Origin of the sequence: Pseudomonas sp. ADAK13 (assembly GCF_012935715.1) — a bacterium.
Lineage (GTDB): Bacteria > Pseudomonadota > Gammaproteobacteria > Pseudomonadales > Pseudomonadaceae > Aquipseudomonas.
In genome coordinates, this window is sequence record NZ_CP052860.1 from 7,054,965 (window position 1) to 7,078,065 (window position 23,101).

The 23,101-nt window shown below is 61.4% G+C and carries 17 protein-coding genes; 8 read left to right on the forward strand and 9 right to left on the reverse strand.

What is annotated here, in order from left to right:
* The first annotated feature begins 21 nt into the window (after positions 1 to 21).
* Complete coding sequence (locus HKK54_RS32535) at positions 22 to 525, forward strand: peptidylprolyl isomerase (RefSeq protein ID WP_010166979.1); 504 nt, start codon at positions 22 to 24, stop codon at positions 523 to 525.
* Positions 522 to 1,271 (forward strand): UDP-2,3-diacylglucosamine diphosphatase, encoded by a 750-nt coding sequence (gene lpxH / locus HKK54_RS32540; RefSeq protein WP_010166977.1) that lies wholly within the window; start codon positions 522 to 524, stop codon positions 1,269 to 1,271. The genes HKK54_RS32535 and lpxH overlap by 4 nt, the downstream gene beginning before the upstream one ends.
* Before the next feature lie 133 nt (positions 1,272 to 1,404).
* On the opposite strand, the gene HKK54_RS32545 is transcribed toward lpxH, so the two are convergent.
* From HKK54_RS32545 to HKK54_RS32575, 7 genes are all read right to left on the reverse strand, one after another.
* Positions 1,405 to 2,937, reverse strand: a complete 1,533-nt coding sequence (locus HKK54_RS32545) for a DHA2 family efflux MFS transporter permease subunit (protein ID WP_010166975.1) — start codon at positions 2,935 to 2,937, stop codon at positions 1,405 to 1,407.
* A 64-nt stretch (positions 2,938 to 3,001) separates the two neighbouring features.
* Entirely contained in the window at positions 3,002 to 4,219 is a 1,218-nt protein-coding gene (locus tag HKK54_RS32550; protein WP_010166973.1) for an HlyD family secretion protein, read from the reverse strand.
* Between the two features lie 15 nt (positions 4,220 to 4,234).
* A complete protein-coding gene (locus tag HKK54_RS32555) occupies positions 4,235 to 5,698 on the reverse strand; it encodes an efflux transporter outer membrane subunit (protein WP_010166971.1) in 1,464 nt (487 codons plus the stop codon).
* Entirely contained in the window at positions 5,695 to 6,168 is a 474-nt protein-coding gene (locus tag HKK54_RS32560) for a MarR family winged helix-turn-helix transcriptional regulator (protein ID WP_010166969.1), read from the reverse strand. Before HKK54_RS32560 ends, HKK54_RS32555 begins: the two co-directional genes overlap by 4 nt.
* 145 nt (positions 6,169 to 6,313) lie before the next feature.
* Positions 6,314 to 9,985, reverse strand: a complete 3,672-nt coding sequence (locus HKK54_RS32565; protein WP_178121012.1) for a translocation/assembly module TamB domain-containing protein — start codon at positions 9,983 to 9,985, stop codon at positions 6,314 to 6,316.
* Positions 9,985 to 11,712, reverse strand: coding sequence for an autotransporter assembly complex protein TamA (locus HKK54_RS32570; protein ID WP_169389130.1), 1,728 nt, complete (start codon positions 11,710 to 11,712; stop codon positions 9,985 to 9,987). The genes HKK54_RS32565 and HKK54_RS32570 overlap by 1 nt, the downstream gene beginning before the upstream one ends.
* Before the next feature lie 64 nt (positions 11,713 to 11,776).
* Positions 11,777 to 12,427, reverse strand: coding sequence for a GNAT family N-acetyltransferase (locus HKK54_RS32575; protein WP_010166963.1), 651 nt, complete (start codon positions 12,425 to 12,427; stop codon positions 11,777 to 11,779).
* Positions 12,428 to 12,606: 179 nt separating this feature from the next.
* Here HKK54_RS32575 and xthA point away from each other — a divergent pair, with 179 nt between their 5' ends.
* Complete coding sequence (xthA, locus tag HKK54_RS32580) at positions 12,607 to 13,419, forward strand: exodeoxyribonuclease III (protein ID WP_010166961.1); 813 nt, start codon at positions 12,607 to 12,609, stop codon at positions 13,417 to 13,419.
* 97 nt (positions 13,420 to 13,516) lie between these two features.
* Entirely contained in the window at positions 13,517 to 14,857 is a 1,341-nt protein-coding gene (locus HKK54_RS32585; protein ID WP_029615765.1) for a substrate-binding domain-containing protein, read from the forward strand.
* Positions 14,858 to 15,053: 196 nt separating this feature from the next.
* Here the strand turns inward: HKK54_RS32585 and HKK54_RS32590 are convergent, their stop codons facing one another.
* Positions 15,054 to 16,283, reverse strand: a complete 1,230-nt coding sequence (locus tag HKK54_RS32590; RefSeq protein WP_169389131.1) for an acyl-CoA dehydrogenase — start codon at positions 16,281 to 16,283, stop codon at positions 15,054 to 15,056.
* 150 nt (positions 16,284 to 16,433) lie between these two features.
* On the opposite strand from HKK54_RS32590, the gene HKK54_RS32595 reads away from it, so the two are divergent.
* From HKK54_RS32595 to HKK54_RS32605, 3 genes are all read left to right on the forward strand, one after another.
* Positions 16,434 to 17,369 carry a LysR family transcriptional regulator gene (locus HKK54_RS32595; RefSeq protein WP_010166954.1) on the forward strand — a complete coding sequence of 312 codons (936 nt, stop codon included), beginning with the start codon at positions 16,434 to 16,436 and terminating at the stop codon, positions 17,367 to 17,369.
* A 67-nt stretch (positions 17,370 to 17,436) separates the two neighbouring features.
* On the forward strand, positions 17,437 to 17,835 hold the full coding sequence (locus HKK54_RS32600) for a MerR family transcriptional regulator (RefSeq protein WP_010166953.1): 399 nt from the start codon (positions 17,437 to 17,439) through the stop codon (positions 17,833 to 17,835).
* Between the two features lie 12 nt (positions 17,836 to 17,847).
* Positions 17,848 to 18,747, forward strand: a complete 900-nt coding sequence (locus HKK54_RS32605; RefSeq protein ID WP_169389132.1) for a hydroxymethylglutaryl-CoA lyase — start codon at positions 17,848 to 17,850, stop codon at positions 18,745 to 18,747.
* A gap of 1,406 nt (positions 18,748 to 20,153) precedes the next feature.
* Here HKK54_RS32605 and HKK54_RS32610 read toward each other — a convergent pair.
* Entirely contained in the window at positions 20,154 to 21,791 is a 1,638-nt protein-coding gene (locus tag HKK54_RS32610; protein ID WP_010166939.1) for an AMP-binding protein, read from the reverse strand.
* A gap of 145 nt (positions 21,792 to 21,936) precedes the next feature.
* Between HKK54_RS32610 and HKK54_RS32615 the strand changes: the two genes are divergently transcribed.
* Positions 21,937 to 23,100, forward strand: coding sequence for an isovaleryl-CoA dehydrogenase (locus HKK54_RS32615; RefSeq protein ID WP_169389133.1), 1,164 nt, complete (start codon positions 21,937 to 21,939; stop codon positions 23,098 to 23,100).
* The last annotated feature ends 1 nt before the right edge of the window (position 23,101 follow it).

The window sequence follows — 23,101 nt, forward strand, 5'->3', positions numbered from 1 at the left end:
TCCTTGAAAAGAGTAGTGAACATGACTCAAGTCAAACTGACCACCAACCACGGTGACATCGTCATCGAGCTGAACGCCGAGAAAGCGCCGATCACCGTCGCCAACTTCATCGAGTACGTTAAAGCCGGCCACTACGAAAACACTGTTTTCCACCGTGTCATCGGCAACTTCATGGTCCAGGGCGGCGGTTTCGAGCCTGGCATGAAAGAAAAGAAAGACAAGCGTCCAAGCATCCAGAACGAAGCGGACAACGGCCTTTCCAACGACAAGTACACCGTCGCCATGGCCCGTACCATGGAGCCGCATTCGGCCTCCGCGCAGTTCTTCATCAACGTGGCCGACAACGCCTTCCTGAACCACAGCGGCAAGAACGTGCAGGGTTGGGGCTACGCGGTATTCGGTAAAGTCACCGAAGGCCAGGACGTTGTCGACAAGATCAAAGGTGTGCAAACCACCGGCAAGGCAGGTCACCAGGACGTACCGGTAGAAGACGTTATCGTCGAGAAAGCCGAGATCGTTGAGTGATATTGCTGATTTCAGATTTGCATCTGGAAGAGGAGCGCCCGGACATCACCCGGGCGTTTCTGGATTTACTGAACGGCCGCGCCCGTTCCGCCCAGGCGTTGTACATTCTGGGGGACTTCTTTGAAGCCTGGATTGGCGACGATGGGATGACGCCCTTCCAGCGTTCGATTTGCCTGGCTCTGCGCGAGCTGAGCGACAGCGGCACCCAGATTTTCATCATGCATGGCAACCGGGATTTCCTGATCGGCAAGGCGTTCTGCAAAGCGGCAGGCGCCACCTTGCTCAAGGACCCGAGTGTGGTGCAGCTCGCAGGCGAACCCGTGCTGTTGATGCACGGCGACAGCCTGTGTACCCGCGACGTCGGCTATATGAAGCTACGCCGCATCCTGCGTAACCCCATCACCCTGTTCATCCTGCGGCACCTGCCCTTGCGCACGCGGCACAAGCTGGCGCGCAAGCTGCGCAGTGAAAGCAGCGCCCAGGTGCGGATGAAGGCCAACGATATTGTCGATGTGACGCCCGAGGAAGTGCCAAGGGTGATGCAGCAGTTCGGCGTGCGCACCCTGGTGCACGGGCACACCCACCGCCCGGCGATTCACAAGTTGCAGATTGGCGAGCAGGCGGCCAAGCGCATTGTGCTGGGGGATTGGGACAAGCAAGGGTGGGCGTTGCAGGTGGATGAGCAAGGGTTTGCGTTGGCAGCCTTTGACTTCGTCAACCCGCAGTTGGCACTGCCCGGCGCCTGACTCGCAGACACGACACCGATCAAATGTGGGAGCTGGCTTGCCTGCGATAGCATCACCTCGGTGTACCTGATGTACCGAGGTGTCTGCATCGCAGGCAAGCCAGCTCCCACATTGACCGAGCTCGGCCTTTCGATCAGTGGCCCGAAGCCTCCGGCCCCGCCTTCGCCGCAAACGGCGGTTTCGCCAGCCACACAATCACGATCAAGGCCATGAACATCCACCCCAGCAGCGTGAAGTAATCCACGGTGGACATCATGTACGCCTGGCTGGTGAGGATCTGGTCCAGTTGCGCATACGCCTTGTGCCCTGCCCCGCCCAGCGCCTGCAAGGCATCACGGGTAGCCGAGTCGTAGGTGGTCATGTTCTCGCTCATGTAGGCATGGTGCTGGTCCGCCCGGCGAATCCAGATCCAGGTGGTCAACGACGCCGCAAAGCTGCCGCCCAGGGTCCGCAGGAACGTGGCCAGGCCCGCACCGTCGGCGATTTGTGCCGGCGGCAGGTCGGACATCAGGATGCTCAAGGTCGGCATGAAGAACAGTGCCACGCCGATACCCATGAACAACTGCACCAGGGCGATGTGGGTGAAGTCGACTTCATTGGTGAAGCCCGCCCGCATGAAGCAACTCAAGCCAATCGCAAGGAACGCCAGCCCGGCCAGCAGGCGCAGGTCGAACTTGTGCGCGTACTTGCCCACAAATGGCGACATCAGCACCGGCAGAATCCCGATCGGCGCCACCGCCAGGCCCGCCCAGGTGGCGGTGTAGCCCATCTGGGTTTGCAGCCATTGCGGCAGGATCAGGTTGATCCCGAAGAAGCCCGCATACCCGAGCACCAACACAATCGTGCCGATACGGAAGTTGCGGTAGGCGAACAGCCGCAGGTTGACCACCGGGTGCTCGTCGGTCATTTCCCAGATCACGAACACCGCCAGGGCGATGGCCGAGATCACCGCGCCAATGATGATGAAGTTCGACTCGAACCAGTCCAGGTCGTTGCCCTTGTCGAGGATGATCTGCAAGGCACCGACGCCGACGATCAGGCTCAGCAGACCGACGTAGTCCATCGGCTGGTAGCTGGTGACCACCGGGCGTTTCTTCAGTTGGGAACGCACCACCATCACCGCAAAGATGCCGATGGGCACGTTGATAAAGAAGATCCACGGCCAGCTGTAGCTGTCGGTAATCCAGCCGCCGAGGATCGGCCCGGCAATCGGCGCCACCACCGTGACCATCGCCAGCAACGCCAGGGCCATGCCGCGCCTTGCGGGGGGATAGACCGCGATCAGCAGCGTCTGGGTCATCGGGTACAACGGGCCGGCGACCAGGCCTTGCAGCACCCGGAAGCCGATCAGTTCGGGCATCGAGGTGGAAATACCGCAGAGAAACGAGGCCAGCACAAACAGGATGGTGGCCCACAAAAACAGCTTCACCTCGCCGAAGCGACGGCTCAGCCAGCCGGTCAGCGGCAGCGCAATCGCGTTGCTCACGGCAAACGAGGTAATCACCCAGGTGCCCTGCTCCGAACTCACGCCGAGGTTGCCGGAAATCGTCGGCAACGCCACGTTGGCGATGGTGGTATCGAGCACCTGCATGAAGGTCGCCAGGGACAAGCCGATGGTGGCCATCAGCAAGCTGGGCGGCGTGAAGGAGGCGTTAGCGTTACTCATCGCGAATCCTGTGCAACATGATGGGCGCTACGGCCGCCGGGGCCGCAGCTGATGGATTGGCGAATCAGCGCTGGGCAGCCTTGGGAGCGGCAACGCTGTTGTCATGGATCAGTTGGGTGATCATGGCGTCGGCTTCAGCCAACTGGCGGTCGTACACGTTGGTGGTGAACGAGGCCTTTTGCGGCGCCTGCTGGGCCAGTACCGGGCCGCTCTGGTCATGCAGGTCGACGTTGACCACGGTGGACAAGCCCACCCGCAGCGGGTGCTTGGCCAACTCTTCGGCGTTCACATGAATGCGCACCGGCACCCGTTGCACGATCTTGATCCAGTTACCGGTGGCGTTCTGCGCCGGCAGCAAGGCAAACGCGCTGCCGGTACCCGCGCCGAGGCTGTCGACGGTGCCGCTGAATTTCACGTCGCTGCCGTAGATGTCAGACTCGATATCCACCGGCTGGCCGATACGCATATCCCGCAGTTGGGTTTCCTTGAAGTTGGCGTCGATCCACAGTTGATCCAGCGGGATTACCGCCATCAGCGCGGTGCCCGGCTGAACCCGCTGGCCCAGTTGCACGGTACGTTTGGCCACATAGCCGGTGACCGGTGCGATCAGGGTGCTGCGGGCGTTGGTCAGGTAAGCCTGGCGCAACTGGGCGGCGGCGGCCTGCACGTCCGGGTGGGACGAAATCACCGTGTCATCCACCAGGGCGCTGGTGGTCTTGAACTGTTGTTGCACGTTGGCCAAGGCGTTCTGCGCCGAGGTCAGGTCGTCACGGGCGTGGGACAGTTCTTCCTGGGAAATCGCCCCGCCGGCGGCGAGGTTTTTACGGCGGTTGTAGTTGTCCTGAGCCTTTTGCACGTTGGCTTGTTGCGCCAGTACCTGGGCTTTCATGCCATCGACGTTGCTGTACAAGCCCCGCACCTGGCGCACGGTGCGGGCCAGGTTGGCCTGGGCACTTTGCAGGCCCACGGCCGCATCGTTCGGGTCGAAGTTGATCAGTACCTGGCCTTCATGGACAAGGTCGCCATCGTCGGCGCCAATGCTCACCACGGTGCCGGTCACCAGCGGGGTGATTTCCACCACGTTGCCGTTGACGTAGGCGTCGTCGGTGCTTTCGCTGAAGCGGCCATAGAATTCGTACCAACCCCACACGCCCACGGCGCCGAGGATGACGATCAGCGCCAGGACAAACAGCATGACTTTGCGTTTGCGCGGGTTGCTGGTGTTGGGTTGTTCACCCTTGTTTGTTTCAGGAGCGTTGTTGCTGGTTTCGGCAGTGGCCATGACAAGTACCTTGAATTATTCAGTGCGCGTGGCTGGGGTGGTCGAGGCCACGTTATCGGCGTGGAAACCGCCGCCCAGGGCCTGCATCAATTGAATCGAAAGATCGATTTGCTCGGCATTCAGGGTGGCCAACTGACGTTGGGCCTGGAGAAGTTGTTGTTCGATGCTGAGCACGTCCAGGTAATTCCCGATACCTGAGCTGTAACGCTGGACCCCGGTGTCGTAGGACTGCTGGGCAATGTCCGCGGCGTGTTGCTGGGCCTGGATCTGCCGGCCGGTCTCGCGCAATTGCACGAGGGTGTTGCCGATGTCGCCCAAGGCTTGCACCAGGGTTTTGTTGTACTGGGCCACGGCCAGGTCGTAGTCGGCGTCGCGGGCATCGAGGTCGGCGCGCAGGCGGCCGCCGTCGAAGATCGGCAGCGAGATCGTCGGCGCAATGCTGAAGAAGCGGCTGGCCGAACCGAACATCGCATCCCCCAGCAACGACTCGGCCCCGGCACTCGCGCTCAGGTTGAGGTTGGGGTAGAAACGGGTCTTGCTGGCCGCGACGTTCTTGCTCGCCGCCTCCACACGCCAGCGCGCGGCGATCAGGTCCGGGCGACGGCCCACCAACTCGGCAGGCAACACCGACGGCACGGCAACGGCACTCGGCTTGAGCACGTTGGGGCGTACCAGTTCGCTGCCGCGGTCCGGGCCTTTGCCGAGCAACACGGCGAGGGCGATCTTGGCGCTCTGCAGTTGTTTTTCCGCATCGATCAGTTGCGACTGGGAGCTGGCTTCCAGGCTTTCGGTTTGCTGGTACTGGTACTGGCTGTCGATCCCGGAGTTCAGGCGACGCTGGCCCAGGTCGAGCATTTGCCGGGTGCGCTTGAGGTCATCATTGGCCAGGTCACGCACGATATGGGCCTGGCCCAGGTCGCTGTAGGCCTTGGCGACGTTGGCCGCCAGGGTCAGGCGCGCAGCCTGTTGGTCGACTTCGGCAGCGCGGGCCTGGCCCAGTGCCGCCTCCCAGGCAGCGCGCTGGCCACCCCACAGGTCGAAGTTGTAATTGAAGCTGGCACCGATGTTACGCACGGTGGCGTACGCATCGCCCTGGCCCAATGGGTCCTGGTCCTTGGCCAGGCGCGAACGGCTGACACCGGCGCTGGCGTCCAGGGTCGGCATGCGCTCGGCGTCGGCAGCATAGGCGGCGGCTTCGGCCTGATGGGCACGGGCGCTGGCCACTTGCATGTCGGGGCTGTTTTGCAGGGCTTCCTGGATCAGGCCGTCGAGTTGTGGGTCGCCAAGGCTTTTCCACCAGTCGGCGGTGGGCCAGGCGGCGCTCGACAACGTCACACCGCTGAGGGATTTGCCGGTTTGCAGGTTATTGGCTTCGAGGCGTTTGCCTTCTGTGTTCAAGCCGCTGAAATTGGCACAACCGGCCATAGTCATGGCCACCAGCACAAGGCTGAGGCCGGCACGCAAGGAGCGATTGTTCATGCACTACCTACCCGCTGAATGGTGATGGGGTCACCCGCAGCTATCAGAATTTTCTTCAAGATTTTTTCCAGGGTTTGCAATTCACCCGGCTCCAGCGCACCCGCCAATTGGTTCAGGGCCTGGGCGCCGATCTCCGGCAGCATGTCGGCCACGCGCTGGCCTTCCGGGGTCAGCACCAACTGCACCTGGCGCCGGTCCTGCTCGGAACGCTTGCGCGCCAGCAGGTCCTTTTGTTCCAGGCGGTCGAGCATGCGGGTCATGGAGCCGCTGTCCAACGACAGGTTGCGGCACAGCTCGGCGGGGGTGTCGACGCCGTACTGGGCCATGATGATCAACACCTTGAACTGCGCGGCGGTAATGCCGTGGGGTTCCATGTGGGTGTCGATGATCTTGTCTTTGAGCAGCGCAGCACGGCCCAGCAGCAGGCCGAGGTGGCAGTTGTGGAAGTTTTCGGGGGTGAAGTGCTTCATCGTGACCAACCTATTAACTGCCTAAGCAGTGAATGTATGTCACGATGTTACTGCCTAGGCAGCGAATGTCAAACGAATAGTTAGGTTGCTTGCTAATTAGCGGATAAATGGTGGGAGCCGGGCTCCCACCTTTAATGTGTACGGATCAGAAATCCCGCTTGTAGAAAATATCCAGGGAGCTGGCCACACCGCTGGCCACTTCCAGGTACACCTTCTTGCTCAGCAAATAGCGCAAGGCGATGGTGTTGGCCGGTTCGAACACCCCCACGCCATAACGCAGGCTGAGCTTCTCCGAGATTTTGCCGCTGGCCACCACAGCGGTGTTGTTGCCACTGCCCTGGGTGTCGAGTTCGAAATCCTGGATGCCCAGGTTCTTGGCAATATCCGAGGTGACCCCGGCGCTGCCCATCAACCCGAGGCCCAACGCTGCCTGGGCCAGCATGTTGTTGTCTTCACCGGTGGTGCTGAGCGGTCGGCCCAGTACCAGGTAGGACAGCGCCTGTTCCTGGCTCATGGCCGGTTCCGAGAAGATCTGCGTGGTGGGCTGCTCGGCGCTGCCGCTCAGGCGGATACCGGCAGTTACGTCGTCGGTCTGGCGGATGGCTTCGATGTCGAGGTACGGCTGGTCAATCGGCCCGGCGAACAGCAACCGCGCGCGGCGCACCGTAAGGCGCTGGCCGTAGGCACGATAGCGGCCGTCGTTAAGCCAGAGTTCGCCACGGGTGTCCATGTTGTCGCCGATGTGCACGTGGCCTTGCAGGTTGGCGGTGAGGCCGAAGCCGGCGAAACTCAACTTGTCCTTGCCCACCTCCACATCGATGTCCATCGCCATGGCCATCGGCGGCTTGCCCTCTTCGGTCTGGCTGCCGACGATCACCGTGTCATCCGAGACCTTGACCGTCGACGGCGGCAGTTCGCGCACGGTGATCTCGCCCTTGGGGATCTGCACCTTGCCGGAGATCGCCAGCTTGTCGTTTTTCATGCTGATTTTCAGGTCGGGCGCCACTTCCAGGGCAGCGTACGGTTCTACGCTGACCGGCAGTTGCGTGCCTTGCAGCGCGATGTCCACCGCCAGGGCCTGGCCCCAGTCGATCTGGCCCTTGATAGTGCCCTGCCCGGCTTTGCCGCTGCGCCAGCCGCCATTGAGCTGCACGCTTTCGCCGGCAATCAGCGCCTGGATATTCAGGCCTTCGAAGCTGGTGGGCAGTTCCGGACCGGAGATTTCGCCGCCCACCAGGTTGATGCTGCCGTTGACCTGAGGCGCCAGCAGGCCGCCGCCGATGCGCCCGTTACCGTTGAGCTTGCCGTTGAGCTTCTCGACCATCGGCACAAACGGCCGGGCCACGGCGAGGTCGAGGCCGGTCAGAGTGAAGTTACCGGTGATCGGTTTGTTCTTCGGCAGCGGATTGATCTGCGCCTGCAACAGCAACTCGCCAAGCTTGCCACCCCGGAAGTTGAGCTGGGTGTCGATGCGCGTGGGGTTGAGGGTGGTTTCCAGCTTCAGGGTGTCGTAGGGGAAGTCCAGCCACTGGTCCTTGTCCTTGACCCGCAAGGTGCCGCCGCTGGCATCCACCGACACCACGCCTTTGGGGCCGCTGGCCGGCAGGTCGAGTTGCACGTCGGCATTGAGCTTGCCCTGCCAGGCGAAGTCTTTCGGCAAAAACGCCGCCAGGCTGTCGATGGGGAACTGCTTGAGGTGATAACGCAGCTTGGGCTCGGGCATCAGGCGCTGGTCTTCGCCACACAGGCTCGCCGAGCCGGATACCCAGCAGTGGGCAGCAAAGGTCAGCTTGCCATCGGCCAGACGCTCGATTTTAGCCGGGGCTTGCAGCTTCCAGTCCTGGCCACCCGCCTGCACATCGCCGCTGGCCAGGCGCCCGCGCCAGTTGCCTTTGTCGAGGTTGCCGTCCAGGGCCAGGGCCAGCTTGAGCAGCGGGCCGGCCAGGTCGAGCTGGACTTTCTGGTTTTTGATATCGCCCTGGGCGCTGGCGGTGAAGGTGCCGACCTGGGTTTCACCGGCCTGGATGCCACTGCCTTTAAGGTCGATTTTGGCGCGCTGGGCGTTATCGAGGTTTGCGTCCAGGGTCAGGTTTTGCAGGCGATTGTCTTCAAACGCCAGTTGTTGGCCAACCAGGTTGAGCTTGCCTTGAGGCGCGTGCAGGGTACCGGCGACGTCGAGGCGCCCGTTCATCTGCCCGCGCAGTTGCGGCCAGAGTTGGGCGAGGCGCGTCAACTTGATGTCGACCTGCCCGGCCAGCCGCTGTTGCAGGCTACCGCTGCCGTAGATGCGGTTGTCGCCGAGGCGGATGTCCAGCGTACCAAGAGTCCACTGCTCGCCTGCGCCTTCGGCCTTGGCCTGGAGCACGGCGGGTTGGCCGCGCAGGCGGCCCTTGAGGTCGAGGTCGGCGTTGAGCTTAAGCTGCTCGTTCTTCATTTCACCCTTGCTGCGCAGCGGGCCAGCGAGGGTGCCGGGCAGCTCGGCAACCCAGTACGCCGGGTTGATGGCCGACAGGTCGAGTGCCGTGTCCCAGGCAATACCGTCGGCAAATTGCAGGTTCAGGTGGCCCTCGGCCTTGCCCTGGCCGGCGGCGAGTTTCAGCTCGGGGAGGAACACTTGCTTGAGGTCGCCACTGAACGGGCTGGCCAGGCTGAACTTGCCTGCCGGGCCGTCGAGGTCGGCCTTGAAGTTGCCCAGGTAGTTGCCGTCCTTGTAGGAAACTTCGCCATTGAAGGTACGCAAGGCTACTTGAGGTTCGTCAATGACCGGGTACAGGCGATGCCAGGGGAAATCCAGCCAGTCGATTTTCGCGTCGGCGCTGAAGCCTTGCTGCCAGTCCAGATTGGCACTGAGCTTGAGGCTTTGCTGGTCACCGGCATTCAAGTCCAACCCGGCGATCTGCGCGCCCTTGGCGTCGACCTTGCCTTGCAGCAGCAAGTCCACCGGGCCTTTCTCCGCCGGAAGGACGGCTTTGCCCAGCAACTGGTAACCGTTGCTCAGGTCGCCCTTGGCCGTCAGGTCCAACTGATTGAGTTGCAGGGTATCGGGCAAGTCGGCGCTGGGTTTGAAGCCATCGGCGGTGATGTGCAACTGCGCCGGCAGGTTTTCCACCAGGGGTTGCAACTCCCCGCTGAGCTTGGCCGGCAGATAGCCGCTGCTGTCGGCGTCGAGCTTGAGGGATTTGAGCAAATCGCCATCGACCTTGAGCGCCAGCGTCCAGGGCGCACCGCCCGGGGCGTAGGGCAGACTCAGGTTGCCGCTGGCGGTTAACGGCCAGTTGCCGGTAGGTTGCAGCAGGCCGGATAGATCCAGCACCAGGCCGTCCCGCTGCAGGTGCACCGAGTCAATCTGCATGCCGGCAGCGGTCCAGTGCGCCGCCAGTTGCAGGCCCTGGAGTTCTTCGCTGCCGTTGAACAGCAGGCTGCCGACGCGGATGTCACCCAACTGAAGGGCGACCGGCAATTTCAGGTCCGGCAGGGTGATCGGGCCGCTGCTTTCTTCCGCGCTGGGTGGAAATTGCAGGCTCACCTGCTCCACATCCAGTTGGTTGATGCACACCGTCATGCGCATCAGGCACGCCGGCGACCAGTCGAACTTCGGTGCTTGCAGCTCTACGTGGCTGCTGTCTTGTTGCCATAACAGATGGTCGGCACTCCACTGCCCGCCCAGGCGACCCTGGAAATTTTCCACGGTCAACCCCGGCACCTGGCCCAGCACCCAACGGCTGCCAACTTGGGTACCCAGCACCGTCCACAGCGCCAGCACTATCACCGCGAGGACCGCCAGCACGGCCAGCCCCGCTATTTTCAAACCACGCATCACAGCTCAGGCCCCATGGAAAAGTGCAAACGAATGCCGCCCGGATCTTCGAGGGCATGGGCCAGGTCGAGGCGGATCGGACCGACCGGCGACACCCAGCGCACGCCCACACCCACACCGGTTTTCAGGCTCGGCATTTCCAGGGTGTTGAACGAGTTGCCTTGGTCGATAAAGGTCGCGATCCGCCATTTTTCGGCGATGGAATATTGATACTCGGCGCTCAGGGCCACCATGTAGCGGCCACCGATGCGGTCGCCACGGTCATTCTCCGGCGACAGGGTCTGGTACTCGTAACCGCGCACGCTCTGGTCGCCGCCGGCAAAAAACCGCAACGACGGCGGCACGGACTTGTAGCCATTGGTGGCACTGCCGCCAAATTGCGCGCGGGCCAGGAAGCGGTGGTTGTCCCACAACGTGGTCAGGCCCTTGATCGTCGCCGTGCCGTAAAGCAGGTTGGTGTCGGAACCCAGCCCTTCCTTGGCGACCTTGGCGTCGAACAACAGGCGATAGCCGTTGTGCGGGTCGATGCGGTTGTCACTGCGCAGGTAGGAGTAACTGATGCCCGGCATCAGCAGCGTGCTCAGGCCCGAGTCGTTGCCCAGGCGATATTCTTCGCGCTGCCACTTGAGCGAGATCACCCGCGTCCAGCCGCTGGGCAACTTGCTGTGCCACTCGGGGCCGAGGGTGAGCAATTTACTCAGGGTGTCGGTGTTGGCGATTTCTTCATTCTGGTAGCCGCCGGCGAAACGCAGTTTGTCGGTCAGGGGCGGGTCCAGGGGAATGTCGTACCACAGCCCGACGTTCTGCCGGGGCGCCGACAGCTCGGCTTCCCAGCCATAACTATGGCCCTGGGGGTTGACCCAATGGCGCGTCCAGTTGGCCTTGCCGCGCGGCCCGACGTCGGTCGAGTAACCCAGGCCCAGGCCCATGGTGCGGGGCTTGCGGGTTTCGAGTTGCACGGCCACAGGGATCACGTCGTTAGTCGACGCGGCGGGAGCGGCGTCCACGCGTACGCCTTCAAAAAAACCGCTGCCTTGCAGGTTCTGGTTGAGTTCGGCGATCAGTTCGGAGTCGTAGGGTGCGCCGCTCTTGAACGGCACCATGCGTTGCAGCAGGTCTTCATCGAAGGGGGTGTCGCCGGCAAAGCTGACCTTGCCCAGGGTGTAACGTGGGCCGCTGTCATAAATGAGTTCGATATCGGCCACGCCCGCCTGGGGGTCCACCGAGAGTTTCTGGCGGGTAAAGCGCCCGCTGAAAAAGCCGTAGCGTGATGCCTGGTTCTGGATAACGCGCTTGGCGTCTTCGTAATTGCCATGGTTGAGCACGGCACCGGGTTTGAGTTCGTCGCTGCCGGGCACGCGAAAGGCTTTGAGGTCGGCCGCCTGGCCATCGACCCTAATAGTCACATTGCGCAAATGCACCGGTTCGCCGGGGTCGATGGTGAGGATCAGGCGCGGGTTCTTGCCGCCCTTCACGTCACTGGCGATCTGCGGCTGGTAGAAACCCAACGCCTGGGCGGCCTTGCGGGCCTGCTCCTCGGCGCCACGGCTGAACCGTTGCAGGGCTTCTTCGTCACGATCGCCGACCCCGCCGATATAGCCTTCGATGTTGGCTTTCAACGCGTCGTTTGAAGGTTTGATGCGCACATCCAATTCGCTTTGCGCCAAGGCGCCGCAGCTCGTGAACAGCAGAATCAAGCCGCTGGTAAATCTTCCTGGAAACTTCATAGGCCGGGATGCTACACGAGCTTGGGAGCGGGTTAGAACCCGGATTTGTCTGAATAATTCTGTCTTAAACCGTTGCAGCCTGTAACACCTGCGGATTTGCGTGAAAGAAAACGTGCTCCAGGACAGGTCCTACAGCCACCTCGCCGATCTCTTCATAGCCCTGGCGTTTATAGAACTCCAGGTAGCGAGAATTCCCCGTATCCAACACCACACCGGAAGAATGCGGGTCTTCGGCGCACCAGTTGTGAACCGCTTCGAGCAATTGCTCGCCGTAGTGTTTGCCCTGGAATTGCGGGTGAATCCCCAGCAGCGGCAGCACATGCACCGAGTCCGAGGGCAGGCACGCCAACACGGCCTGGTGATATTCCAGGTAGCGCCGGGTGCCACGCACCCCGGTGCTCAGCCACATGCGCAATTGCCAGGCCCAGCTTTCGGTAATGCCCAGGCGTCGCGTGGGCGGCGCGATCAGGGCGATGCCGATCAACCGGTCGTTGACCAGCAGGCCAATAGCCGGCAGGTTCTGGAAGAAGTGCTGCTTGACCAGCTCACGCACCGTGGCGCGCACCCGCTGTTCGTAGCCGGGACGTTCGGCTTCAAAGATGTAGGCGAACGTCGGCTCATGGCGATAGGCCTGGTACAGCAGGGAACGGGCTTCGCGGGAATAGCCGCTGTCGAGCATGTGAATCTGGGCGATGGCAGTCGAGGTGTCAGGCATAACAGTGAATCTCCCCTGGGCGCTGACTCAAAAAGGTTGCGCTCTTGTTAGTACGAGCCCACAGCAACCGACTCGTTCCCTCCTTTCAGACCTTAGCAGTGCCCAACTCCTACCGCCACGCTGGCCCCCGTCCGACTTGTCGGCTAGCATCGCCCTTTTGCCAGACTGGACTGCCGACCATGAAAATCGTCTCTTTCAATATCAACGGGCTGCGCGCCCGCCCTCATCAGCTGGCGGCACTGATCGAGAAACACCAGCCGGACGTGATCGGCCTGCAGGAAACCAAGGTCCACGACGACCAGTTCCCGCTGGATGAGATCAAGGCCCTGGGCTATCACGTGTATTACCACGGGCAGAAAGGCCACTATGGTGTTGCCCTGCTCTCGCGCCAGGAACCGCTGGCGCTGCATAAAGGCTTTGCCAGTGACGAAGAAGACGCCCAGCGCCGGTTTATCTGGGGCACCTTCGCCGATGCCAACGGCAACCCGATTACCATCATGAACGGCTATTTCCCACAGGGCGAAAGCCGCGACCACCCTACCAAGTTCCCGGCCAAGCAACGTTTCTACGAAGACCTGCAAACCTTGCTGGAGTCGCAGTTCAGCAATGACCAGGCCGTGGTGGTGATGGGCGATGTGAATATTTCCCCGGAAGACTGCGACATCGGCATCGGTGCCGACAATGCCAAGCGTTGGCTTAAAACCGGCAAGTGCAGCTTCCTGCCGGAAGAGCGCGAGTGGATGGCCCGCCTGAAGAACTGGGGCCTGGTGGACAGCTTCCGTCACCTCAACCCGGACGTCGCCGACCGCTTCAGCTGGTTCGATTACCGCAGCCGCGGTTTTGAAGACGAGCCCAAGCGCGGGCTGCGGATCGACGTGATCATGGCCTCCCAAGGCCTGTTGCCGCGGGTGAAGGACGCCGGTGTGGACTACGACCTGCGCGGTATGGAAAAACCCTCCGATCATGCGCCGATCTGGCTGGAACTGAGCTGATCTGGCACAGAGGGCCGGGTAACCGGCCCTCGTCATATTTATGCAACCTGCCTGACTTAATCTCGCGGCACTCCCTTTGGCTTGAGAAGGTGCCGGCATGATGCTGCGCGTTCTATCCCTGCTGGCCCTGCTCAGCGCATTCCCCCTCACCGCCTTTTCCACCCCGCTGCCCTTCCCCGATCACGGCCCGGCCTTGCGTATCCAGGGTTCCAACACCATCGGCGCGGCACTGGGCCCGGCGCTGGTCAAGGGACTGATGGAGCAACAAGGTTTGCAAGGCGTGCACAGCGAGCCGTCTGACCAAGCCAACGAACAGCAGATCGTCGGCAAGACTCGCCAGGGCCAACAGGTGACGATAGAAGTGGCCGCCCATGGTTCCAGCACCGGGTTCGCCGCACTGAAAAAAGCCAACGCCGACCTCGCGGCGTCGTCCCGGCCGATAAAAGACAGTGAGTTGGTGGAGCTGGAGCCCCTGGGCGACCTGAAAAGCCCGGACGCCGAACAAGTCATCGCGATTGATGGCCTGGCGATCATCCTCAACCCGCGCAACCCGCTGAATACATTGAACACTGAGCAACTGGCGCAGATTTTCAGCGGCGACGTCTCGACCTGGGAACAACTGGGCGGTATCGGCGGCAAGATTCAGGTGTACGCGCGGGATGATCAATCCGGCACCTACGATACGTTCAAGGAGTTGGTGCTCAGCCGTCGCGGCAAATCCCTGGAGGCCAGCGCCAAACGGTTCGAGTCCAGTGAGCAGTTGTCGGATGCGGTCAGCCACGATCCCCAGGGCATCGGCTTTATCGGGCTGCCCTACGTGCGCCAGGCCAAGGCAGTGGCCATTGTCGACGGTGACTCGCAGCCCATGCTGCCGTTGAACAGCCTGATTGCCACCGAGGATTACCCGTTGTCACGCCGGTTGTTTTTCTATCTGCCGCCGGTTGCGCAGAATCCGTGGGCCAAGGCGTTGGTGGACTTTGCGCAAAGCAGCAAGGGCCAGGCGATCGTCGCCGCCAACGGGTTTATCGCACAGCAGGTGCAGGCCATGACCGTGGAGCCGCGCGCGCCGATGCCCGAGGATTACCAGGGGATTGCCCGGCAGGCACAACGGCTGACCGTGAACTTCCGGTTTGAGGAAGGCAGCGCCAGCCTCGACAACAAGGCGCGCCAAGACTTGACGCGTGTGGTGGCTTATATAAAGAGCCACCGCAAGCTGGACAAGCAGGTAACGCTGGTGGGGTTTGGGGATGCCAAAAATGATGCGCAGCGAGCGGCGCTGCTGTCGAAACTGCGGGCGATGGCGGTGCGCAGGGAGTTGGTTAAAAGTGGCGTGGTGCTGAGGGATATCCGCGGCTTTGGCGCCGAGATGCCGGTGGCGGCGAATACGGCGGATGAGGGGCGGATCAAGAACCGGCGGGTGGAGGTTTGGGTTTACTGAGATGCTGAAGTAACAGAAGGTTTCTGTGGCGAGGGGGCTTGTCCCCCGTTGGGCTGCGCAGCAGCCCCATAAGTCCACCCGCATTCTTTCAGGCAGAGTGTGGCGGCAGGTTTGGGGGCTGCTGCGCAGCCCAACGGGGGACAAGCCCCCTCGCCACAAAAGCGCCTCTGCCGCAAAAACACTGCGAGCCTCGGTTTTACTGCCCGCTGCGCATCATCTCCCGCGGTACATACTTGCCGATCTCGAACTTGCCGATCGCTGCCCGGTGCACTTCGTCCGGGCCGTCGGCCAGGCGCAGGGTGCGCTGCATGGCGTACATGTAGGCCAGCGGGAAGTCGTTGGAAACACCCGCCCCGCCGTGGATCTGGATCGCCCGGTCGATCACCTTCAACGCCACGTTCGGCGCCACCACCTTGATCTGCGCGATTTCGCTTTTCGCGACCTTGTTGCCCACGGTGTCCATCATGTAGGCGGCCTTCAGGGTCAGCAGGCGCGCCATGTCGATTTCCATCCGCGAGTCGGCGATCTTGTCGATGTTGCCTCCAAGACGGGCCAACGGCTTGCCGAAGGCGGTACGGCTGACAGAGCGCTTGCACATCAGCTCCAGGGCACGCTCGGCCATGCCGATGGAGCGCATGCAGTGGTGGATACGGCCCGGGCCAAGGCGGCCCTGGGCAATTTCAAAGCCCCGGCCCTCGCCCAGCAGCACGTTTTCGTACGGCACACGGACGTTCTCAAACAGCACTTCGGCGTGGCCGTGGGGCGCGTCGTCGTAGCCGAACACCGGCAGCGGGCGCACGATCTTCACACCGGGCGCATCCACCGGTACCAGAATCATTGAGTGCTGTTGGTGGCGCGGTGCATCCGGGTTGCTCAGGCCCATGAAGATCAGGATCTTGCAGCGCGGGTCGCAGGCGCCGGAGGTCCACCATTTTTTGCCGTTGATCACCCACTCGTCGCCGTCACGTACCGCACGGGCAGCCATGTTGGTGGCATCGGAAGAAGCCACGTCCGGCTCGGTCATGGCGAACGCCGAACGAATCTCGCCCCGCAGCAACGGTTCGAGCCAGCGTTGTTTCTGCTCTTCGTTGGCGTAGCGCACCAGCACTTCCATGTTGCCGGTGTCGGGTGCGGAGCAGTTGAACGGCTCCGGCCCCAGCAAGGAGCGGCCCATGATTTCGGCCAGGGGGGCGTATTCGAGGTTGGTCAGGCCGGCACCCAGCTCGGACTCCGGCAGGAACAGGTTCCACAGGCCTTCGGCTTTAGCCTTGGCTTTCAACTCTTCCATGATTGCGGTGGGCTGCCAGCGATCTCCTTCGCTGACCTGGCGTTCAAACACCGGCTCGGCCGGGTAGACGTAAGCGTCCATGAAGGCGGTGACGCGTTCACGCAGTTCCTGAACCTTGGGCGAATAGGCGAAATCCATGAGCAGCTCCCTTTTTGGAAGGTTGTTTAGGTCATGAAATTGATGCTAGATCAGCGCTGATAATTTACCTAACCTATTCTCGGCGTGTATTAACATTCATCACCGATATATGATCGGCGTATGGACACCTAACAATAAGAGCGCAGCGAAATGAATCTGAGCAAGGTCGACCTCAACCTTTTCATCGTCTTTGACGCGATCTACACCGAAGCCAACCTGACCCGCGCCGGGCAGATTGTCGGGATTACCCAGCCAGCGGTGTCGAACGCTCTGGCACGCCTGCGGGAGACGTTCAACGACCCGCTGTTCGTGCGCACTGCCCAGGGCATGGTGCCCACCCCCATGGCCCAGAACATCATCGGCCCGGTGCGCAATGCGCTGTCGCTGCTGCGGGTGTCGGTGCAGGAAAGCCGGATTTTCAACCCGCAGCAGGCCGCCAAGACCTACCGCATCAGCATGACCGACCTTACCGAAGCGGTGATTCTGCCGCCGCTGTTCCAGCGCCTGCGCCGCCTGGCGCCGACGGTGGTGATCGAGAGCTTCCTGTCCAAACGCCGGGAAACCACCAAGGAACTGGCCGCCGGTCGCCTGGATTTTGCCGTGGATGCGCCGCTCAACACCGACCCGCAAGTGCGCCACGTCAAGCTGATGGAAGACCGCTACGTGTGTGCCATGCGCAAGGGCCATCCGATGGCGGGCAAGGAAAAGCTCACCCTCGATGACTACTTGTCCCTGACGCACATTCATATCTCCAGCCGGCGCAATGGCCTGGGCCACGTGGACCTGGCGTTGGGCAAGATGGGCCTGCAACGCAAGATCGCCCTGCGCTCCCAACATTATTTGATGGCCTCGCAAGTGCTGCAGCAGACCGACATGGTCATGACCGTGCCGGAGCGCTTTGCCCGGCGCCATGAACTGCACTGGTTCAACCTGCCGGTGAACGATGTGCCGATGGTGGAAACCCATTTGTACTGGCACGAAAGCACCGACCAAGACCCCGCCAACCGCTGGATGCGCGAGCAAATGATCGAGTTGTGCCAGCAGGTGACGGCTCATGAGAAGAAGCTGGATAAGCAGCAGGCGTGATGTGTTGCTTGACGTTAACGTCAAGCAACCTTTAGCTTAACGCTCAAGACACTCCTTGAGCGCCCCCATGAGCACGACCTACAGCATCTCCGACCTCGCCCGCGAGCTCGATATCACCACCCGCGCCATTCGCTTCTATGAAGAACAAGGCCTGCTGTCCCCGGAACGCCGGGGCCAGGAGCGTATTTATTCGCCGCGTGACAAGGTCAGCCTGAAGCTCATCCTGCGGGGCAAACGCATCGGGTTCTCCCTGGCCGAGTGCCGGGAGCTGATCGAACTCTACGACCCCACCAGCGGCAATCAGAAACAGCTGCACAGCATGCTGGCGAAAATCGCCGAGCGTCGCGAACAGCTGGAGCAACAGTTGCTGGACATCGAACAGATGAAACTGGAACTGGACACCGCCGAAGAGCGTTGCACCCAGGCGCTGGAACAGACCATTCAGAGCCAGGTTGGCCATTCATAAAAGGTAGCTGCCATGTCCCTCCCCTCTCATGTGCGCCTGGTGGAAGTCGGCCCCCGCGACGGCCTGCAGAATGAAGCGCAACCCATCAGCGTCGCCGACAAGGTGCAATTGGTGGACGCCCTGAGCGCCGCCGGCCTGGGCTACATCGAAGTCGGCAGTTTTGTGTCGCCCAAGTGGGTGCCGCAAATGGCCGGGTCCGCCGAGGTGTTTGCGCAGATCCAGCGCAAGCCCGGGGTGACCTACGGTGCGCTGGCGCCAAACCTGCGGGGCTTTGAAGATGCCCTGGCCGCCGGTGTGAAGGAAGTCGCGGTGTTTGCGGCAGCGTCCGAGGCGTTCTCCCAACGCAACATCAATTGTTCCATCAGCGAAAGCCTGGAGCGCTTCGCGCCGATCATGGACGCGGCCCGGCAGCATGGCGTGAGCGTGCGGGGTTATGTGTCGTGCGTGTTGGGGTGCCCGTACGAAGGCCAGGTCGCGCCGGAGCAAGTGGCGGCGGTAGCCCGGGAGCTGTTTGCGATGGGCTGCTATGAAGTGTCCCTGGGCGACACCATCGGCACCGGTACGGCGGGCGCCACCCGGCGGATGTTCGAGGTGGTCGGCGCGCAGGTGCCACGGGACAAGCTGGCCGGGCATTTTCACGACACCTATGGCCAGGCCATCGCCAATATCTACGCCAGCCTTGAGGAAGGTATCCAGGTATTCGACAGCTCTATCGCGGGCCTCGGCGGCTGCCCCTATGCCAAGGGTGCCAGCGGTAACGTCGCCACTGAAGATGTGTTGTACCTGCTCAATGGCCTGGGCATCGAGACGGGTATCGACATGGACAAGCTGATTCTGGCGGGCCAGCAGATCTGTACGGTATTGGGCCGCCCCACCGGTTCACGCGTGGCCAAAGCCCGTAACGCCACCTGAGTACCGCGCCCGTGACGATGTGTTACCTCGCGGCTACACATCGGGTAACACGGGAACATATTTTGTCGCATTTCCTGAAAGAAATTTCCCACCAAAAAATCAAACCATTGATTTTAAAGGACTTTATAAAGTTGGCACGGCTCCTGCTATCTCCATTGCATAACAAGAATAAAAAGCACCAAACCTAATAAAAATAAGACGTAACGACTCTGACATAACAAAAACAACACGGCAGAGACGCAGCTAACAGATTTTTTTGGAGAAGATGTGCTTTGCAGGGTACGGCTAGCCGAAACCCGCAACCGGATAGAGAAGAACAAAAAACTACCTCAAGGTAGCTACCCTCTGGTTGGATCGCGTGCGAAGAAGCAGATCAGCGTTCAAAAAAATACGTTTGCTCTTGACCCCGGATGGGGGTCGCCAAAAACAGCGGTAAAGGGCCACGGTTGCCAAAAACAACAACAGACCGCCCCTCAATAATAAAAAAAGAGCACGCAACGACAAATTAAAGGGGACCCTCGGGTCCCCTTTGTGCTTTCTCGTGGAAGGTGATTTGCGTGTATATCCGTTTTTTGGGTAACGGCTGGTACGGGTTCCGCTCTTACAGCGGGTCACTTTTGAAAAGAGCCCAAAAGTAACCAAAAGGCTCTTGCCCCACCACTCGGCACCTCGCCTAGGCTCGGTGTGCCCTCACTCCGGCATTACTCCGCGGGCCGCCGCGACGGGGCGTCCCTGCCCCGTCGCGGCTAAACCGGCGTCCTGCCGGTTTACCCGCTCCGTACTACCTGCGTTCGGCCAGCGTGGTTTAACGGGGCGCCTAAGATCAAGATCAACAGCAGATCAAGAACACAGCGGCCTACAGGCCGGCTTGAGTGGTGTGAAGCAAAGGCAACATCAAGATCAAAATCTACAGCGGCCACGGTCAAATGTGGGAGCTGGCTTGCCTGCGATGGCATCGCCTCAGTGCATCTGAAAAAACGAGGTGTCTGCATCGCAGGCAAGCCAGCTCCCACAGAAAAGCAGAGCTGCATCCGTTTCAGATTTGGTTTTCGCTTTGGCTTTTGCTGTGGCTTTTGATCTGGCTTCTACCACTCAAGCCGGCCTGTAGGCCGCTGTGCTCTTGCTTTTGATTTTGATCTGGCTCTGACTGCCCCAATAAGCCCGAGGCCGAACGCAGGGATTGAGGAGCGGGTAAACCGGCAGGACGCCGGTTTAGCCGCGACGGGGCAGGGACGCCCCGTCGCGGCGGCCCGCGGAGCAATGCCGGAGTGAGGGAACACCGAGCCTGGGCGAGGTGCCGACAGGCGGGGCAGAGCGTTTTGGTTACTTTGCCGCTTTTGCAAAGTGACCCGCTGTAAGAGCGGAACCCTAAGTAGCCGTTACCGCAGCAACGGATATGTACACCATCAATCCCCCCCCTCCCCCAACTCCTCAATCATAATCTCCCGCATCCGAAACTTCTGAATCTTCCCCGTCACCGTCATCGGAAACTCATCCACAAATTTGAAATGCTTCGGCATCTTGAAGTGCGCAATCCGCCCCTTGCACCATGTCTGCAGCTCAAGCTCGTTGGCGACATGCCCGGGGTGGAACTTGATCCACGCGACGATCGCCTCGCCATAGCGCTCATCGGGAATGCCGATCACCTGCACATCCGCCACCGCCGGGTGGGTAAAGAAAAACTCCTCCAGCTCCCGCGGGTACACGTTCTCGCCGCCGCGAATGATCATGTCCTTGTTGCGCCCGGCGATGCACACGTAACCGTGCTCATCCATGGTCGCCAGGTCGCCGGTGTGCATCCAGCCCGCCTCATCAATGGCCCCGCGGGTGGCCTCAGGATTGTTCCAGTAACCAAGCATCACGCTGTAGCCACGGGTGCACAGCTCGCCTATCTGGCCCCGGGCCACAGTGTTGCCTGCCTCATCGATAATCTTGCTTTCCAGTTGCGGCTGGGTACGCCCAACGGTGGTCACCCGCCGCTCCAGGTCGTCATCCGGCCCGGTCTGTAATGACACCGGGCTGGTTTCGGTCATGCCGTAGGCAATCTGTACCTCGCTCATGTGCATCTCGCTGATGACCCGGCGCATCACCTCGATCGGGCAGGTGGCGCCCGCCATGATCCCGGTGCGCAGGCGCGACAGGTCGAATTCGCCGCGGCGCGGGTGATCGAGCATGGCAATAAACATGGTGGGCACGCCGTAGAGCCCGGTGGCCTGTTCTTCGGCGACGGCGGTCAGGGTCAGCAGCGGGTCGAAGCCGTCATTCGGGTAGATCATGGTCGTGCCGTGGGTGATGCAGCCCAGGTTGCCCATCACCATGCCGAAGCAGTGATACAGCGGCACCGGAATCACCAGGCGGTCTTGCGCCGTCAGGCCGAGGCTTTCGCCGACCATATAGCCGTTATTGAGGATGTTGTGGTGACTGAGGGTGGCCCCCTTGGGGAAGCCGGTGGTGCCGGAGGTGTACTGGATGTTGACGGGTTGATCGAAGTGCAGGCTGGCCTGGCGGGTGTGCAGTTGCTCGGGCGCGACGCCTGCGCCGAGCGCCGCCAATTGAGACCAGGGCGTGAACCCCGGGGGCGGGTTGGCATCGAGGCTGATGATGCCGCGCAGGTCGGGTTTCAGTTCCTGCAACATGCCGTGGTAATCGGAGGTCTTGAATGACCCGGCGCACACCAGCCACTGGCAACCGGATTGCTTGAGGACGTACTCCAGCTCACTGCTGCGATACGCCGGGTTGATATTGACCAGAATCACGCCGAGCTTGGCGCTGGCAATTTGGCTGATGCACCACTCCGCGCAGTTGGGAGCCCAGATGCCCAGGCGGTCGCCGGTTTGCATGCCCATGGCCAGGAACGCACGCGCATGCAAATCAACCGTCTCTGCCAGTTGCCGCCAGGTGTAGCGACGCGGTTGATGGCGTACCACCAGCGCTTCGCCGTCAGGGTACTGCGCAACCGTGTTATCGAAGGCTTGGCCAATGGTCATGGCCAGCAAGGTCTTGTCCTGCCTGCCACGGCTGTAACTCTGATTCGTCTGATCCATAACGACCCCTGTTGTCTTTTTTGTAGGTTGACGTAAACGTAAACTACGATTGACAGTCCTGCAACGCAAGCTTACGTTAACGTAAAGGTGATCGCCCTCCCCGGCGCATCGGCCACACAAAAACAACGTTAAAAGGTGCCCGTCCATGAGTTACCCCTCCCTGAACTTCGCCCTCGGTGAAACCATCGACATGCTGCGTGACCAGGTGCAGTCCTTCGTGGCCAAGGAACTGGCGCCGCGCGCTGCGCAGATCGACATCGACAACCTGTTCCCCGCCGACATGTGGCGCAAGTTCGGCGACATGGGCCTGCTGGGCATCACCGTGCCGGAAGAATACGGCGGCGCCGGCCTGGGCTACCTGGCCCACGTGGTGGCCATGGAAGAGATCAGTCGGGGTTCGGCTTCGGTGGCGTTGTCCTACGGCGCGCACTCCAACCTCTGCGTCAACCAGATCAACCGCAACGGCACCCACGAACAAAAACTCAAGTACCTGCCCAAGCTGATCAGCGGCGAACACATCGGCGCCCTGGCCATGAGCGAGCCGAATGCCGGCTCCGACGTAGTCTCGATGAAGCTGCGCGCCGATAAACGCGGCAGTGTGTACGTGCTCAACGGCAGCAAGACCTGGATCACCAACGGCCCCGACGCCAACACCTACGTGATCTACGCCAAGACCGACCTGGAAAAGGCTGCCCACGGCATCACCGCGTTTATCGTCGAGCGTGATTCCAAGGGCTTCAGCCGCAGCAACAAGTTCGACAAGCTCGGCATGCGCGGCTCCAACACCTGCGAGCTGTTCTTCGATGACGTCGAAGTGCCGGAAGAAAACATCCTCGGCGTGCTGAATGGCGGCGTGAAGGTGCTGATGAGCGGCCTCGATTACGAACGCGTGGTGCTGTCCGGCGGCCCCACCGGGATCATGCAGGCCTGCATGGACCTGATCGTGCCCTACATCCACGACCGCAAACAGTTCGGCCAGAGCATCGGCGAGTTCCAGTTGATCCAGGGCAAGGTCGCCGACATGTACACCCAACTCAACGCCAGCCGTGCCTACCTGTATGCGGTGGCCCAGGCCTGCGAGCGCGGCGAAACCACGCGCAAGGACGCCGCCGGGGTGATCCTCTACAGCGCCGAGCGCGCCACCCAGATGGCCCTCGACGCGATCCAGATTCTCGGCGGCAATGGCTATATCAATGAATTCCCGGCGGGTCGTCTGCTGCGTGACGCCAAGCTGTATGAAATCGGTGCGGGTACCAGTGAGATCCGGCGCATGTTGATCGGTCGCGAACTGTTTAACGAAACCCGCTGAA

Excerpts from the sequence above, each read along its gene's own strand:
- HKK54_RS32535 (WP_010166979.1), top strand. The coding sequence starts at position 22 with ATGACTCAAGTCAAACTGACCACCAACCACGGTGACATCGTCATCGAG.
- HKK54_RS32545 (WP_010166975.1), bottom strand. The coding sequence starts at position 2,937 with ATGAGTAACGCTAACGCCTCCTTCACGCCGCCCAGCTTGCTGATGGCC.
- HKK54_RS32550 (WP_010166973.1), bottom strand. The coding sequence starts at position 4,219 with ATGGCCACTGCCGAAACCAGCAACAACGCTCCTGAAACAAACAAGGGT.
- HKK54_RS32555 (WP_010166971.1), bottom strand. The coding sequence starts at position 5,698 with ATGAACAATCGCTCCTTGCGTGCCGGCCTCAGCCTTGTGCTGGTGGCC.
- HKK54_RS32560 (WP_010166969.1), bottom strand. The coding sequence starts at position 6,168 with ATGAAGCACTTCACCCCCGAAAACTTCCACAACTGCCACCTCGGCCTG.
- HKK54_RS32565 (WP_178121012.1), bottom strand. The coding sequence starts at position 9,985 with ATGCGTGGTTTGAAAATAGCGGGGCTGGCCGTGCTGGCGGTCCTCGCG.
- HKK54_RS32570 (WP_169389130.1), bottom strand. The coding sequence starts at position 11,712 with ATGAAGTTTCCAGGAAGATTTACCAGCGGCTTGATTCTGCTGTTCACG.
- HKK54_RS32575 (WP_010166963.1), bottom strand. The coding sequence starts at position 12,427 with ATGCCTGACACCTCGACTGCCATCGCCCAGATTCACATGCTCGACAGC.
- xthA (WP_010166961.1), top strand. The coding sequence starts at position 12,607 with ATGAAAATCGTCTCTTTCAATATCAACGGGCTGCGCGCCCGCCCTCAT.
- HKK54_RS32585 (WP_029615765.1), top strand. The coding sequence starts at position 13,517 with ATGATGCTGCGCGTTCTATCCCTGCTGGCCCTGCTCAGCGCATTCCCC.
- HKK54_RS32590 (WP_169389131.1), bottom strand. The coding sequence starts at position 16,283 with ATGGATTTCGCCTATTCGCCCAAGGTTCAGGAACTGCGTGAACGCGTC.
- HKK54_RS32595 (WP_010166954.1), top strand. The coding sequence starts at position 16,434 with ATGAATCTGAGCAAGGTCGACCTCAACCTTTTCATCGTCTTTGACGCG.
- HKK54_RS32600 (WP_010166953.1), top strand. The coding sequence starts at position 17,437 with ATGAGCACGACCTACAGCATCTCCGACCTCGCCCGCGAGCTCGATATC.
- HKK54_RS32605 (WP_169389132.1), top strand. The coding sequence starts at position 17,848 with ATGTCCCTCCCCTCTCATGTGCGCCTGGTGGAAGTCGGCCCCCGCGAC.
- HKK54_RS32610 (WP_010166939.1), bottom strand. The coding sequence starts at position 21,791 with ATGGATCAGACGAATCAGAGTTACAGCCGTGGCAGGCAGGACAAGACC.
- HKK54_RS32615 (WP_169389133.1), top strand. The coding sequence starts at position 21,937 with ATGAGTTACCCCTCCCTGAACTTCGCCCTCGGTGAAACCATCGACATG.